At 45.8% G+C, this 16,816-nt stretch carries 11 protein-coding genes; all 11 read left to right on the top strand.

Translation table 11 applies throughout. The features are described from left to right. Nucleotides 1-9: 9 nt before the first annotated feature. Entirely contained in the window at nt 10-519 is a 510-nt protein-coding gene (locus DXX3274_RS00480; RefSeq protein ID WP_042857956.1) for a TraV family lipoprotein, read from the top strand. Further along, complete coding sequence (locus DXX3274_RS00475; protein WP_042857954.1) at nt 519-3,086, top strand: TraC family protein; 2,568 nt, start codon at nt 519-521, stop codon at nt 3,084-3,086. The genes DXX3274_RS00480 and DXX3274_RS00475 overlap by 1 nt, the downstream gene beginning before the upstream one ends. A 51-nt stretch (nt 3,087-3,137) precedes the next feature. Further along, nucleotides 3,138-5,102, top strand: coding sequence for a conjugal transfer protein TraN (locus DXX3274_RS00470; protein WP_152495201.1), 1,965 nt, complete (start codon nt 3,138-3,140; stop codon nt 5,100-5,102). Nucleotides 5,103-5,115: 13 nt separating this feature from the next. Continuing rightward, a complete protein-coding gene (gene traN / locus DXX3274_RS22515) occupies nt 5,116-6,717 on the top strand; it encodes a conjugal transfer protein TraN (protein ID WP_193747020.1) in 1,602 nt (533 codons plus the stop codon). A gap of 114 nt (nt 6,718-6,831) precedes the next feature. Continuing rightward, nucleotides 6,832-8,406, top strand: coding sequence for a TraU family protein (locus DXX3274_RS23235; RefSeq protein WP_238556030.1), 1,575 nt, complete (start codon nt 6,832-6,834; stop codon nt 8,404-8,406). Beyond that, nucleotides 8,361-9,128: a type-F conjugative transfer system pilin assembly protein TrbC gene (locus DXX3274_RS00455; protein WP_238556029.1), complete on the top strand. Its 768-nt coding sequence runs from the start codon at nt 8,361-8,363 to the stop codon at nt 9,126-9,128. The genes DXX3274_RS23235 and DXX3274_RS00455 overlap by 46 nt, the downstream gene beginning before the upstream one ends. A 2-nt stretch (nt 9,129-9,130) precedes the next feature. Then, nucleotides 9,131-9,592, top strand: a complete 462-nt coding sequence (locus DXX3274_RS00450) for a S26 family signal peptidase (RefSeq protein ID WP_050569762.1) — start codon at nt 9,131-9,133, stop codon at nt 9,590-9,592. Nucleotides 9,593-9,625: 33 nt separating this feature from the next. Next, nucleotides 9,626-10,009 carry a hypothetical protein gene (locus tag DXX3274_RS00445; protein WP_042857950.1) on the top strand — a complete coding sequence of 128 codons (384 nt, stop codon included), beginning with the start codon at nt 9,626-9,628 and terminating at the stop codon, nt 10,007-10,009. A gap of 8 nt (nt 10,010-10,017) precedes the next feature. Further along, entirely contained in the window at nt 10,018-10,863 is an 846-nt protein-coding gene (gene traF, locus DXX3274_RS00440) for a conjugal transfer protein TraF (protein WP_084478642.1), read from the top strand. A gap of 9 nt (nt 10,864-10,872) precedes the next feature. Then, entirely contained in the window at nt 10,873-12,255 is a 1,383-nt protein-coding gene (locus DXX3274_RS00435) for a conjugal transfer protein TraH (RefSeq protein ID WP_050569761.1), read from the top strand. After that, complete coding sequence (locus tag DXX3274_RS00430; protein ID WP_042857949.1) at nt 12,252-16,259, top strand: conjugal transfer protein TraG N-terminal domain-containing protein; 4,008 nt, start codon at nt 12,252-12,254, stop codon at nt 16,257-16,259. Before DXX3274_RS00435 ends, DXX3274_RS00430 begins: the two co-directional genes overlap by 4 nt. Nucleotides 16,260-16,816: the final 557 nt, after the last annotated feature.

Genomic DNA, 16,816 nt, shown 5'->3' with positions numbered 1-16,816 from the left:
GAATCAATCATGAAGAATATTTTTATTTTCGCTATGTGCTTATTTCTTTCCGGGTGCAAAATCCTGCCGTATAAAGACGATTTCTCCTGCAAATTGGAAGACGCATACGGGAAATGTATCAGCTCTGAAAAAGCGTATGAGGAAGCGGTTACAGGCAAAGATTTCGGTCATCAGATTACGACAGCAGGGGTCAAAGACGACCCAAAGGCATCTGCCGCTAAAACAGCGGCTAGTGTACCTTCTTCAGCTGTCGGTTCAGCCTCTTATGGCACATATCGAGAACGAGTATACAGCCAACTATCAAAGCTGATAGAGCAACCGAAAACCCCCGTGATTAAACCGGCTAAGGTTGTCCGTACACTCATACTGGCATATTCACCGTCTATGGACGGCACCACCTCGTATATGCCCCGCTATGCCTACTCAATTCTGGAGGGCAGTCAGTTTGTCCTCTCTGGCTATGAGTTGCGACAGGAAGCAATGACGCCCTCGTTCCTCAATGGCAATGGAGGCAAGTGATGATCACATCGATTACCAATCTTGCTGAAAAACTGCTCCTTCGGGGGCAGTTAACGTCTGATAAGGTGCTGAATATGAGTGACCGAGAGTCATTATCTACATATCTGCCCTATTTGTCTTACGCCGAGGAAACGAAAACAGAAACTGGTGAGTCAGTTAAATCTAAAACTTTTCTGAATATAGATAATACCCTTGGGTGGATCTGGGAATTCACTCCACCCGCCTTCATAGGGAATGACCAGCTAAATAAAATGCACAATATCATTAAGTCACGGTTCCCACGCGGAACCGTGGCGCAGTGGATATTGTTTCCCGACCACAATGTGGAACCATTTCTGAATGATTATGCTGCTTGCAGGAATTTAGGTGACCCGATAAATCGGGCCAACGTGAATAACATGGCGGCATTTTTACGTGATGCTGCTGAAAATGGCATATCCCCAAAAATGAGTGGGATACCGGTCAGAAATTTCCGTTGCTTTTACACACTAAAATGTGAAGAAATCATTAGTGAAGATATTCTTTCTTCACTGGAACAGATTTTTTATACAGCAGGTATGAATCCTCGCAGATGGTGTGCGAACGATCTGCTTCAGTGGTTAAAACCATTTTTAACAGGCACTGAATTTATTGGTGAATATGACCCTGAAAGGCCCATTGCACAACAGGTCATGACAAACACACCTGCATACGAGCGTTCCTGGGGCGGAAATCATCAGTCCCAGTTCGATTTTGATATCACACCCAATGTGCTCTCATATCGGTACGGTACATGTTTATTTCCCAACACGGTGCCGAAAAAAGGCAATAACCCTTTACGGACCAATCAGCTTTTTGGGGGGTATAAAGGGGGGCTTGACGATGCAGGCCAAATCAAACACCCCTTCCTTTACACATTGACCATTATTTACGATGACCTTAAGACCGAAATTGCAAATAAAGCCTCACAGACCATGTTTCAACGCGTGGGCGCTGGACTTGCGTTCAGACTGGCCGAACGTATTAAAGAATTTTCGTCAATGCAACGAGTATTGGCGACAAATGGAAATTTTGCCTATTACATCCCGCAACTGTGGATATTTGGCAAAACTCCGAAAGACGTTCGCGCCGGAGTCTCCGAAGCTCAGGGGCTTTGGAAGGATCATGAGTTTGAGTTAATGCCTGAAACGGTATTATCAAAAATCATGTTTTTAACAGCACTCCCGTTCGGATTTTACAATATCGGTAAAAACCTGACTAAATTAAATCGTTTTTTTTACGCTGACTATGAAAATCTGGCCCGTTTCCTCCCCGTACAAGGGGATTTCAGGGGCGGTGGGCGCCCTGTTCAGACTTATATAGGTCGCAAAGGGCAACTCATTGGAATGGACATGTTCGATCCAAGAGTGAATAGCCACAACTTCTATGTTATTGCTGAAACAGGAGGGGGAAAATCATTTTCACTTAATGACTTACTTGACTCTTATGCCTCTTGCGGGGCGAAAGTTAGAATTACTGATCTCGGTGCATCGTACCAAAAACTCACTTCCATCAGAAAAGGGAAGTACATTGAGTTTTCGTTGCACAATCCAATATGCATGAACCCCCTCGATTTCCATTCCCCGGACAAAGAGGATTTTGAGATGAATATTTCTGCGGCGGTCATTGTGTATTCCGCTGCGGCCTACTCATTTACGGGGAACAGTATCTCTGAGCTTGAGGCAAACTTGCTTGATCAGGCTTGCCATTACGCGCATCAGGTCGGTGATCAACTTCGTGGCACCGATGCTGTAATCGAGTATCTGAGATTAAATCGGTGGGCGATAGGCACTGATATTGGAGCCAAAACCCGTGAGGAAATTGAACTAACTGCCCATAGGCTGGCGTTTTTGCTGAACAACTTCAGTTCTGCTGGTCAGTTTAAAGACTTCTTCGTCGGAAAATCGGAATTTAATATTTCAGACGAAGATTTTGTATGTACCGACCTCGAAAAACTCAAAAGTCAAAAGCAGCTTTTTTTCCCCATGATAATGCAGGTAATGAATTCGGTTACTCAAGACCTGTATCTGAGCGACCGAAGCACTCCCCGCTTTATTCTGTTTGAAGAGGTGGCCTCTATGGTCAAAAAACAGGGGAACATCAGCATGGATGGATTCTCGTCTATGGCAGAAGAAGGGTATCGTCGAGCTCGAAAATATCGAGGTTCCTTTGGAATTGTTTTGCAAAGTCCGCTTGATTTTGAGTTGTTGCCTGGTTTGGGACAAGTCGCCCAGGGTAATGCCCCATTCAAATACTATTTAGAGTCCCCAATGTATGGTGAGGCTGCTACAAAAGGGCTTTTGCCCGGAATCAAGCCTGATACGTTCCCGCTGGAATTATTGTCAACGGTAAAAAATCATAGGCCAAATTATGGGGAGATTTTTATTGATTCCCCTCTCGGAATGGGGGTTGCCCGTCTCTGTGTTGATAAGTGGCGTTACTGGATCAACACGTCTGATGGTAAAGACGTGGCCGCTTACAACCGGCTCGTTGAGTCTGGTGTTGAACCAGTTGACGCGCTTCGCCAATTGTCCGGCGTAGATTTTTGATTACCAGAGGTAGCCATGCATATACGAATAACGATACTAACAGCCGTTTTTATGTCGAGTTTTGTGCATGCACAAACTGACGTTAATCAAGTCGCTAATAGTATTGGTAACTCAGTCTCTGCACAAACGCATGACTCCGGTAACCTGAATGAATCACAGATACGTCCGGCATCGGGCAAACAAGACATGAAGACGTTTGACGGCGCTAAGTCCTTTGACGGGAAAGTCGTTTGTAAAGGATCAAGCGAGTACTTGCGCTTGTTAGTCCAGCCAACTGCTGGGGGTAATGTTACGTTACTCAATATTCAGCAGGACGCCAATCTTGATGGCAAATTGGACATATCTATGTCTCCTGGCTGGACTGTTTCAGCGGTATGTTCAAATGGGTTCATGACGTGTAGTGACCCCAACAACTCAAGCACGTGTCAGTCTTATGCCTGGGTCGCAGATAAAACATCATTTCAGTTGGGGCGGCAGCGTGTTGCCCTCACCGACCTGGGTGGATGTTACTGTATCAATGACCAGTGTGGTAATAATCTTGCCTGGTCAAATATGAATCAAATACTTCAGGACCTGGGCAGCGGTGCATCATCAGCATTGGCCGTTGCAAACCCGTGGTATGTCATGTCTGAAGTCAAGGTTGATGGTGTCATGGCGTCAGTTGTTGGTGGCGAGGGTTCTTCATGTACGGTTGGTGACTCAACCGGTTTTTTGAATACCCCTACAGGCCAGTCAATATCGAATTACGCTCAAGATCCTAACAGTATGGTCGAATCAGGCAAAAGCTACTCGTCATCATCCAGTGCATATCAGGCGATAACAACCGGCAGCTTGAATGCTAAAGAAACGTCCCAGACGCGCTCATGTACCGTTACCAGAAATATCGGTATCGATGAACCAACACTGAGCGACATCATCGCGTTCGATGGCGGCGAAGGGCAGGTCACCCAATGCGGAAGTGATTGTCTGGAGCTGATCCTCGGCAAGCTGGGTGATGACTACTGGCCTGGGTGGAATGGTTGTACCTACTATGAGGTTAACAGTAATTTCATCATTAAACGTCCTGAACGCATTGTCAATGCGACCTTATCTCAAATCGTATTTGATGACTGGCTTCAGCTGTGGGTCGGGCAGAATGTTATCTGGAATGGGCCATATGGCAACTGGACTACTGCTGGAGGAGTGCCTGGGCGCTGTGAATTGTCCACTCAATGGAACTATTCTCCTAACCTGGATTTCAAGCAATTTTTACAGAACCCAGGTGCATTAAGTATAAAGATCAGAGTTGCGGTTGAGGGTGCCGGTGAAGGCTATGGGCGAGTCAGGATCAAGACAGATATGTCTTGCAAGCTGGGCCAAGAGTATATTTCTGATGGCTGTTCGGCTTACGAAAGTGATTCTTCGTGTCATCTTGTTGATGAAGAAATTGACGGTGTGAAGTCGTTTAATAGTGGTATTAATACCGGACTAAAGCCACTAGCTCAGACTCATAGTATAAGTGGTAATTTCTGTTCAATTACTGCAACCCGCGACTGGTTCACCAAAAAAAGAACATATCGCTGTAATACCACGACTGATTTCGATACAAAAAATATTATTGATCGTAAGGCTTATATTGACCAGAACGTTAAACCTGATCATTACAAAGACAAAATGTTTAGCACTGATGGAAAAGTCAGTTATGGAGAAGGTGATCTTTTCTGGCCTGCCATGCCAACAGTCAGCGAATGCGTGAACGTCTGTAAAACCAGAAAGCCTAAAACCACACCGGATATGTCCGCATCTGGTCAGGTTGATAAGGTGAAAAATACCGGTCAGGTTTCCTATAACTATTACTACCATGAGTGTGGTACGTCAAATACGTGTACCCCTGGTGATGGAGAGGAAGTGGTTAAAGCCTGCCAGTGCATTAACGAATTTGCTGAAGCAGCCGCAATAATGCAAATCATGCGGCAGGCGGGGAAAGATCTCATTTGCAGCTCAGGGACTGAACGAAACCCTGATGGTTCTAATTAAAAGGGCATTCATAATGTTAGATATATTACGAAAGTTGACCTCGGTTCTTTTGATTGTCGTTCAGTTTTTTTCTATATTATCAGTAAGTTATTCGCCACCCGCATTATCTGCGGAAAATCTTGTTTGCGGCCAAGATTTAAATAATAACGGTTATGTGGGGGATGAAGGAGAATATAAATCATGTACAGGTAATTCACCGGGACTTTGTCCTATCGGTCGAACTTCCTGCAATACAGTAAATAACGTCTCAGAGATGGACCCACAACTATCTTGCCCAGCCGGTTTTTATTTCCGAAATGGTGCATGTGTGACTGATGCTACATGGGCAGAAGTCTATATTACATATTATGGATTTTGTGACGTCAACTCCTCATGTATGACCGTTAGCAATTATACTGGGGGAAAATATGCATTCTGGACGTCACCTAACGGTGGTCGATATTATGGTGAGTATGGATCTGGCATGTTCAATCCCGGTGAAGAATATAGAGTCTATCGCTTATTAGCCCCTGACAGTGATTCCAAAGCTGTTGACTATAATGATAGTGTCGTTGTGAGGGTAGGACGAAAGGTTATCGATGGGGATCAGAATAATTGTATGATCTGTGAAAGTAATGTGTGGGCTATCGTTGTTCAGACCGGTCCAGCTCAGAGCACAGACACAATAAAAACCTGTTTTGGTGAGTATGTTTTTAATTACTCGATCAACAAGTGCATTAAGCAGACTGTCTCTTATGTCTGCCCTCTGGGAAATGGAAATGCTTGTGTTAATGACGGTGCTGGTTATGCTTGCTCACCGAATAAATGCGTTGATTTGTCGGTAAATCAACCCGTTGATGATGGGAGTATTGACGGTAAAACGCTTGTCAATGACGGAAAGAAGGATGAGAGCGGCGTCTGTCTTGACCAGGTTTATATTTTTTCTGGGAGAGCACAAACTTGCTTACCATCAGGCGTTTCTACAGGATTTCAGAACTGTTGTGCTAATAAAGGATCTACTCTTCAAGACTCTGCCGGTACGTTAACCAGCATGGGCAGTACGATCAGCACGATATCAGACGTGTACTCTGCTGCTAAAAAAGCGTATGACACATATCAATTTTTCTCAACTGCGGGTGCTACTGTAGCCCAGTCGTCAGCTTTCGCTGCCTCCGCTTTTACTGATGCAATGTTAGCCGCATTCAACCCTGCAACAATTGCAATTGCCGTTGCCCTTAAACTCGTCATGGATTACCTCACTCAAGCGTGCCCTCAAGAATCCATCGAAACGGCCATGTTCAGGGATTCAGGGTACTGTCATGCAGTCGGTTCTTATTGCCAAAAGCGCATTCCCTTGATCGGATGTGTCCAGAAAGCCAATTCCTATTGCTGTTTTAATAGTAAGTTGGCCCGAATAATTCACGAACAGGGACGACCCCAATTAAACACATTCAATTCATGGGGCGAACCCACGAATCCTGTTTGTCGTGGATTTACCCCAGAGGAATTTCAGTCAGTTGATTTCTCAAAAATCGACCTAACCGAATATATTGAGGATCTGACAAAAACCGTATCTCAGACTATCAATACGCAGATAAACGACACGATAAACGACTTTTATAATAAAACCAACTAAATCATAGTGATAGTTGATTAGAAGGGGGCCGACTGGCCCCCTTTTTTATTTTCTGTTTAACGTTCTCTCACTTTAATTTATTATACAAATATGTATCACCAAAGGAATGAAATCGTGTTGAGACGTATTGTTCTTAGTATCATGCTCAGTTACGGTGCGGCAGCATTCGCTGCATCTGAGACCATAGGTCAGACATATCAGATAGACGAACCCGATGCACTATCCGAAATCGAAAGCAGGGTTTCAGGCGTTGACTGGGAAAATGAACTGAACAGGGATAGAGACTCCTGGAGCGCCTTTAAAGGCGTTCGTTTACCTGTCAGTAATACGAATATCACGAGGCAGTTCGTACCATTCTATTCAGCTGAATTTGATGTGACGGATGGTAAGGGGAAAATACTCTATCCGAAGGGATACACATTTAATCCATTGTCTCATATCAAACTGCCCCAACGGATTGTTGTTATTTCGCCAGGTCAGGAAGCCTGGGCAAAACATGTCATGAGAGATTCTGACATCGTCATTTACACACATGGCGATGTGATAAAGAAGAGTCAAAAGCTAGGCAGACAAGCGTTTATTTTGGATGCAAAGACGAAAGACCGGTTAGGTCTTCGCTACTCACCATCTATTGTAGAGCAGAAAGGTCAGTCTCTAGAAATAACAGAAATCTCAAGGGATTCTGTCGATAAGTTTTCAGACGAACAGACGTTACTGGACCTGAAACAACTCAGCAAACGGGCATTAAGCAACACATTGGATTTTATTATCCCTCCCGCTTATGCCACTTGCAAATCATCGTTTATCAATCCGATCACGGATATCTCATGGCGCTGTATTTTCCCCATGCGGATCGCTGGCGTTCAGGTCGTTGGTGGTGAAGAAGATGCTTCAAACATAAAATCGCCAATATGCACATGCAAAGCAGCAAGTGGATTTCCCATCATTGGATTAAAAACCTCGTTCTGGGAACCGAAACGTATCATTGATACTGTTTCGGATGCTTATTGCATGATGCCGCTGGGGACGCAATTAACAAAACCAACGCCAGGAACGCTAAACGGTGGCGATACCGAGCATGACACGACCAGACGGGTATTTCAGCAATCCCATTACTACATCTTCCCTGCGTGGAAGATCCTTAACATGTTTTACGACATTCCATGCCTGACCGATGAAGGGTTTGACGTGGCAATGATGAGCGAAATATTGCCCCAATGGAATAACGATGTTCTTTCGTTATTGATTAACCCGGAGGCGATCCTATTCGCCAATCCCATTACGATTGTTGCGTGTTCAGCGGACTCTGTTGCCGCGACCTTCGGGATGCCTCTCAACGCAATGTTTTGGTGCATGGGGAGCTGGGGCAATGTTTACCCACTGTCGGGCAGTATAACCGCCACAGATATCGTCGAGGCTAACGCGGGGATAGCAGCCCGCAGCATCTTTTTTATGGGGAGGATGGGGTTGCTATGGAACACATCCGAAGACGGCTGTTACACACAGCTGGCCCCTATCTGGCGGAAAAACCGCTACAAACTCCAGATGATGCGCCCCTCACGTGACAATGCCTGCATTCCGCTGGGGCGTGAAGGGCTGATGTGGACTGGTGGGAAACACGACCCGCTGAAGGACAACTTCATGTGGATGATGTTCGAGAAAAAAGATTGCTGCATCAGGGCTATATGACTATGAAAAAATTGTATTTTGCGTTCACTTTTTTCTCTTGTTTTGTGCATGCACAAAACATCACGATTTCACCAGAAATGGAGGCTGCGGCGACCGCTGCCGCAAAACAGGCAGAACTCAGTGCCCATTCAGGTGAGGCACAAGCAAAAGCTAACTCTATTTTCCAGATATCAAACTCCAGCGAATTTAAGTCACGCCAAAACGAGTTACGATCTCAAGTATTGCAAACTGCCGGACTCCCTCAGTCTAAAGAGGACGCTGATGATGGTCCAAGGCTCGCCAGTACACAACTGGTCATGTTTGTAAGTAGTAGCATGCCGTTACAAACGTTGCGAGCTTATGCGCGAGATCTGGGGAAAGTGGGGGGAGTTATGGTCTTACGAGGGCCGGTAGGTGGCATTAGTAAGATCGGGGATACTATTTCCCTCACCCGAAAAATTTTATTTGTAAACCCCGAATGCAATAATACCAATTGTAAATCATATGGAGCACAAGTATTAATTGACCCCGTCCTATTCCGTGAATATGGGATTAATAAGGTCCCAGCGCTGATATATCAGCCGGACGTTAATATTAATAGCTATTGTGATGGTACGGAAAAGATGAATAAGGCCACCGATGTTATTTATGGTGACAGTTCCGTAGCTAACATGTTAGACGCCATGAATCGGTTGAATGCGAATCCTATTTATGACTCGCTGATAAAATCAATCCGGGGTTAACTATGCTAGACGATACCAAAAAATACGTTTATTTATCTCTGGCATTGATTTTTTTAGGGCTAACGCCTTTTGTTAGCAAGCAAATAAACATTCCATTAACAGGGAGTGTTGCTCCCTATGTTCTGTGGAAAACAGGTGAGCATAATGTCAGACAAAATGACTATGTACTGTTTATGTTTAGCCATAAATTACTGCCTCGCCCAATGATGTTAACAAAACGCATTGGGTGTATGCCCGGACAACATCTGGTCCGGCGTAATCAACACTTTTTTTGCGATGACGAGCTGATCGCTATTGTCTTTGAATTTGATTCAACCGGTAAAAAATTACCGGTTTTTCAGTACGACGGCATAATTCCTGCCGGAAAAGCCTTTGTTGTCGGTGACAACGAGCAGTCATTTGACAGCCGGTATTGGGGGTTTATCCCCCTTGATAGAGTAGAACGGCTAAGACCTCTTTTTTAATTTTAATTGTGCATGCACAAAAGGATGTTAGACATGAATACATCAACTATTAAAGTTATTCTGTTTTTTGCAGTGATCAATTTAGGTGGCTGTGCAACAGTGTTCTCTGACAACCATTCGGATGTCGTGATCAATAGTATTCCTCCAGGTGCTGAAGTCTTTAGTTATCCTGAAAACAAGCGCCTCGGGGTCACGCCTGTGACCGTAAGAGCATCACCAGACAACCGTTTTTTTATATTGAAGAAAGATCAATATAAAAAAACACCTGTTGCTTTAGGGATTGGCACGAATAAGGTCAGTTACCTGAATGGCGTGTCGATGGTTTTTTTTCCTATCGCAAATACGGTCGATACCCTTACCGACAACAAATACAAGATTAAAGAGACGAGTATCACTGTCACTATGGAAAAACAGTAGGTGAAATCATGAAATATTTAAAGTATGTCCCATTTTTTTTGCTTGGTATAAATATTGCGAATGCCGCCCAACCTACAACAGCATTCCTCTCTAATTCTGTAGAAAAAAAAGATAAGTTCGGATTGTTCTGGTATGACGCCCCGAAAAAAGAGGCGGAAAGCAAAGAAGAAGAAAAATGGGAGAAACCCATTATCCCTGAAGAGAATATTATGTTCTCTATGCATCCCAAAGATCTGGAAAAATTACTGGATCAGACACGAGATTATGCAATATACAAACTCACGCCTGAAGCGACGCTCGACTACTACAAGGTGTTGGACGTCTCGCGCCGGAAAGCGGCGGCGTTCACTTCGCTGACCGGCTATGTCATGCTGGAGAAGCCTGAATTAAATGCGGCACAACAGTTCCCTATCACGAACCCAGGGAACGCAGAACGACTGCGTATATCCGAAAACCTCGTTGTTAAACAATTGCAGGAGCAACGTGAAAATTTTGCCCTGCTATTCTTCACCCAGCCTGGTTGTGGTTACTGTGTTCAACAGAGCCAGATTTTAGAAAATTTCCAGAGGGAAACTGGCTGGTATATCAAAAATGTCAATATCATCGAGCAACCGCAAGCACGGGCAAAATTTAATATTACCGGCACACCTGTAACGGTGATCATTAATAAGAACTCGGCCAATGACCAATGGATGCCGGTCAGTGTCGGTGTAGATAGCTTATCCAACCTTAAATCTAACGTGTACAGAGTGACCCGCTTGTTCAACGGGGAGATCGATGCTCGGCAGTTCTATACGAACGCTGCACAGTCCGGTGGATTTTTCGACCCAATCAGATCCCCACAACAGCAATAAGGCGCAATCATGAAAACCCGTTTATCTCTCCTTCTGGCCGTAGCCTTCTCATCTTTTTCTGCCTATTCCGCTAACTGGGCTGACCGCTGGTTTGACAATGCTGTATATGACACCCCCTCCAGTTTTGACTCCCAAAAGCGGGGATATTACACAATGGGTGGATTTTCCGCCCGTAACAATACGAGCACGGATTACCCGATCACCATATCCCCCCCCAGGCTGAATGTGGGGTGTGGTGGCATTGATGCCTTTCTGGGGGGGTTTTCTTTTCTGGACCCTGATTATTTAGTCGAGAAGGCACAGAGGGCCATGCAAGCAGCGCCTTATGTTGCTTTCGACATGGCCCTTAAAACAATGTGTAAAGAGTGTGCCGACACTCTAGGAAAAATCGAACAAATTACAAATTTCCTGAATGGCATTCAGCTGAACGAATGCGCAATGGCTAAACCTATTGCCACCGCAGCCCTAACGCAAAATGCAGAGGCGTTAAAAGGTCTCTGGACCGAAATGACCGGCACGAAATCGCTGGATGAGGCTAAGGATCGACTTTGGACTGAATCCACCGGGAAAATAAAATCTAATAATGGGAATTTAACGGAAGATCTCAAGAGTCTTATCGACGGATGCCCACAGGAATTTCGGCAACTTATGCAGCACGGTTCTGTTGTCGCCCGAGCTGCCGAAAAAATCGGCATGTCAGAATTTGCTGACACTATTCGTGGATATATGGGCGATGTCTGGATAGAAATGAAAAGCAGCGATAAGGTTCCCGTTGCTGTGTCTATTTCAGCCTGCCCCCAAAACTCCAAGTATTCCTTGGATGATATGCTGAACGGGCGTTCATTCGTGAAAACCATTGATAAACAGTGTATCCCGGCACAGAGCAAGCCTGTTCGGGATATCGTTTATTCTAAAATGGAGAAAATACTGAATAAGATGAAAGCGGCTCAGGAATTGGGCACTGATGAAGTGAAATTTATCAACAGTACCAACATTCCCGTTTACGCTATTTTGAGACAAGCGATTGTCTCTCATCAAGACGTGGTTTACCTGAATGTATTGGCTGAGTTAGTGGGATTAAATTACAGCTATTACATTTTCTCCGACCTGTATCGGAATACTCAGTCATCATTCGACGCGATTAACGAAATGATGACTACGCCGATGAATGACGCAAACAGCGGTGCTAAAAAATGCCGTATGGATTTGTTTGCCCCTGCGATTGATAAATTCACTGACCTGATACATCAATCGCGTGATAACAGCCTGAAAGTTGAAGCGACGTATAACTCTCGACTCCAGTCGTATATGAACAACAGCAACTTCATCGACACCTTCCGACAGGAAGACTTGCGAGATCAGCGGACCAGGGCGGGGAACATTGTTAAATGAAGCGACAGCACATTGTCTGGGCTGCGATCCTCTTATTTTCCCCATTCTATGCATCTGCATACGATGGGGAGTATGTAGTCAGTGGCGGATTCCAGACCATCGTAAATGCATTTACGCGGATAAAATTCGTTTTCAACGACAGTCAGTATGCCACGCTATTAGCTGGCATGGTTTTCATGGGGATGGTGATTGCCGCCCTCCAGAGAATAGGGAGGGCTTTTGTTGACTTTTCAGACTCCGGGCGTGGGCAGATGGGATTCTCATGGATGGTCTATACGGTAATGGGGTCTGTTATGTGGTTTGCATTGATGGTGCCGAAAGGCACCATTCATGTTTATGATAAATCACGTAATCAATATCAACCTGTATCTAATATCCCAGATCTCATCATCCTGACAGCAACAATAACCAACAGTGTCTATCAGGGGTTATATGATGTCGCTTTCACAAACACCGCATCTACAACACGATTTGCTGATGAAGGCATGCCGATAAAGGTTTTGATGGAGGTTATGACTGGATCAGGGGTAGGCGTAGATCCGTATGTCTCTAAGTCTATTTCGGAGATGTGGAAACAGTGTGTTCCGGTTGCAGAAACGAGGGGGTTTGATGTTAACGAACTGAGATATGGTTCAACAACTTTTAATATCCTCTCTACACTGAGTGCGCTACGAAATCCGGCAATATTCACCACCTGGTATGATTCATCTGCACCCTCTGGTAATACCGTTAGTTGCACATCGGCTTATGCAAATCTACAAGCCGCTCTCGGTTCACCAAGCACTTATGATACCCGACTGAAAACTATTTGTAACAAGCTGGGCTATGAATCTTCTAACGGTACATCGTATGCATACTGCAAGGAGAGAATGGAAGAATCCTTACAGTACGTCTATGGCAATACAGCAATATCGTTAACAGATGCGATGACTGGCATTGTGGTGTCTCAAGCGATTGCTGATGCATTGATACAACAGAACCCTGAAGTGGCCGCAACGATGATTTCAAACCGGTCTATCGTTGTTTCCGGGCTGGCTGATGCAAACACCAACCCGGAGTGGCTATCAACCATCATGGCGGGTGTTATAGCCATAATCCTGTCCGTTACGCCTCTTCTTGTCCTGATCATGGTCACGCCCCTAGTATGGAGTTCGTTCAAGTTACTTATGGGGATGTGGATATTCATCACTGCATGGCAAACTGCCGATGCCTTTCTTGTCCAGGCATCAACCGATGAAATTCTTACCGTACTCGGTGAGATAAAGATCATGGGGTTTGGCCTGGATGCGATGCAATTGGCCCCCTCCGCAGCACAGAAAGCGATGAGCGTACTAGCATCTGCCCGAACACAGGCAATCTACGTTGCAACACTCATCTCAGGGCTGTTTGGCGTCACCGCTTATGGCCTGAATTCGTTTGCGTCCCGCTCTATTCAGCAGATGGACGATGCAACTCGCCGCGCTGAAAACGCATATACGCCTGAAGGCCGGGGACAAATGCTGGAACAAATGAAGACCGGGTTAGCGGCACAGAAAACCTACTCTAACGTTGGAGATATTGATCTAATGTCGAGAGGTGCTGCACTTCCTGAATTAACCAGCATTGAATCATCGAATGCTCAAATCAATGGATTCGGTGGAGATCTCGGTCAAACGGCGTCCCGCTCCGCCAGTGTTGCTGCTGGTAATGCGATGGGGGGCGTCATTGGGACAGAAATGGCAGCAGGCGCTGGTCAAACATCTTTTCAAACAGCCGCTGCTCACTCAGCTGTAGAAGCTCAATCAGGTATCGGCCAAAGCCGGGGTATTGCTGCCGGTGCTCAGGGGATGGGCATGAATATTTCTGCACAAGCGGAACTGACCTCTTCTGTTCGAACGGCGGCAGATACTGGCGATGCGAAAGGTATCTTCTCTGCCGGTAGCCACGATTTACACACAGTTGGTCAGCGTCAGGAGAGTATGGCTGAAGTCAGAAATGCTGAAGGCGTGGGTGAGACACAGGGTAAGCGCGACGCATTTGGTGGGTTGCACGGTGTCGAAGCGTCAACTCGCTTTGTGTCTGCAACAGAATCGGAATCTGGTCTTGGCCGAAGTCAGGGAACCAGAGAGGCCGCCGCAACTAACGGTCTTTCAGTTGGGCAACAATCCCGTATTAATACCAGTATCGGCACTCAAGCTGAGTTTGGCCATAACCAGGGTTTGAAAGACTCGGCGGCAACTGCCGGTATGTCGATCAGCGGCGAGGCCAGATACAATACCGATATTGGCACCCAGTCCGAACTGGGACGTAATCGCGGGGTACAGGATGCAGCTGATACTTCGGGTTTGTCCATTATACAGCAATCCCGGACTATCAGTGATGTCGATACTCAATCGGCATTGGGCCGCAGCCAGGGCGAGCAGGACGCTGCACTGGGTAGCGGAATGCTAATCGGTCAACAAGCAAGACTAAACACGGGTGTACAGACAGCAAGTAGTACCGGTGAAAGTAAAGGATTACTCGCTGCTGGTAACAACAGCTTGCAAGACATTGAGGATCGGCAGAATACAATATCAGGCGTCAGAAATTCTGAAGTGCATGGTGAAGCTGTGGGTACGAAAGATGCATTCGGAAGTCATAATAATATACAGGCGGCCTCTCAGACCACAACTCATGAGTCTAAAGCACAGCATCTTGCTGATATGTACCGCCAACGAGATGTAATCAATACGATACAGAACGAAACCGGAAGCACAGAAAACCAGGCCAGAAGCCACCTTTCTGATGCTGAAAGCGCGTCTGTTCAGGCTCAATTGGCTGCTAATGGATATAATGGTGATCGGGTTGTTGATACTGCAACTTATGATGCTAAGCAGCACGTTGCTTCACAAGCTGGAGAAAAACAGGCGTTCAGCGACTTGGGTGTTAATCCGACTGATGTAGCACGATACAGCGGGTTGCGATCCGCTCATGATACCCAGGCATCTAATGAGATATCCCAAAAACTGGCGTCTGAGCTGGGCGGAGAGCGGGCACGAGCCTCAGCAGAAAGTGGAGCTAATCATCATCTCGCAATCACACAGGAAGACGCGACTCGTCTGTCTGAAAGTGGTCTGTTATCACCAGAACAAGCGGCTACCGTCAAGGGCGTATCGCGGGTTGATATGTCTCTCCGGTCTGGCGAGAATGGTCTGTCTGGTACATCTGCCGTCCATTCTGGTCATAGTGCGTCTATCGATAATAGCCGTACAGAAACCAGTCAGAGCACTATTCAAACCGGCGTTGATGCCGGTGATGCAATCAGTCAGCGGAATCAATTGCAAACAGCTGCTGGTGTTCGCCATCTGATTGACCAGAGTGAAATCAGGTCACCGGGTGCATATGTTGACGATTTGGCGATGATGAGTGCTCAATCGCTAACGCCGTTCATGTCCGCAGATCATGGTGCATCAACAAGAACCAATACGTCTATCACTGGTGATGCTGGTATTGGCCTGAAAATTCCGGGCACGACGATTGGTGGAGGCATTACCACTGTTGCCTCGCACGGTTCCGAGTCATCGGATAACGTGAATATCAATGCCAAAGCCGGACAATTCAAAAAAGAGCTGGACCGCTTAACGCGGGAAGGCCGCGTTGAGGCTAGGGGCCGTGGGCTGGAAGGAACTCAGCGGGACGAGTTTGTCAAAGATTACGTTTCGGAGAATTACTCGCGCTTCTATCAAACAGAGTATCGAAACGCCACCCAACAGGCCACTGAAACGGCTCCTACGTCAGTTCGTGAACAGCACGATACGCCTTTGCATGGCAGCACTGTGAGCGGTGGTCGGAAGCCTCTTGAGAACGTTATTAATCGTCATCGAGCGAAAGCTGGCTATGAAGACACGCCTGCCCCCACAAACATGGATAGTGGTATCAATAATACGATGCCTCCGGCCAGTGGGGAGGGGCATTCTACGTCATCAGTACCACCGAGTGGTAAAGTTGAACATCAATCAACATTGCCGCCATCTCATAAGCGTTAATGTAGAATAAAAAAACCGGGTAACCGGTTTTTATTTGCTCGATTACACATAAGTGTTATACTGAAAGCATAACAGGAGGTCGCATATGTTTAAATTCCTAAAAGAAATGGTAAAAGAGACAAAGACCGCTCCAACTCAATCTGTGGGCCGTGACATGACTGATCCCTCCAGGGTCAATGCCTTTAGTCTTGGTAACCCTTTTAGCGCATACAACCACCATAACGGTGGTCATCGCCGCTAAGTAACGAAAAAACGAAAAATACGTGCCAAGTGGTGCGTATTTTTTTTACCACTGGGTGCTAGTAATTTGTATAATTGTGCATGCACAAAAAGAGGTGATATCGGCCATATGGACTTGTATCTTGCACATTTGAAGGAAGAGTGTATACGGAAGAAGGAAGTAATCATTCCTTCGAATACCCTCTTGACATACATCCGAATGATCGAAGCAATGGAGGCAAGAAAACCAGAGAGTATATTTGGGTGGGTTGACCGGGCAACAATAAACAAAAATAATCCGGCATTTTTCCTAGAATCAGGTAATGGAGTAATTTTCT

The sequence above is a fragment of the Dickeya sp. NCPPB 3274 genome (assembly GCF_000406205.1).
Taxonomy (GTDB): domain Bacteria; phylum Pseudomonadota; class Gammaproteobacteria; order Enterobacterales; family Enterobacteriaceae; genus Dickeya; species Dickeya fangzhongdai.
The sequence above is the reverse complement of the archived record's forward strand: the minus strand, read 5'-3'. Positions and strand labels throughout refer to the sequence as shown.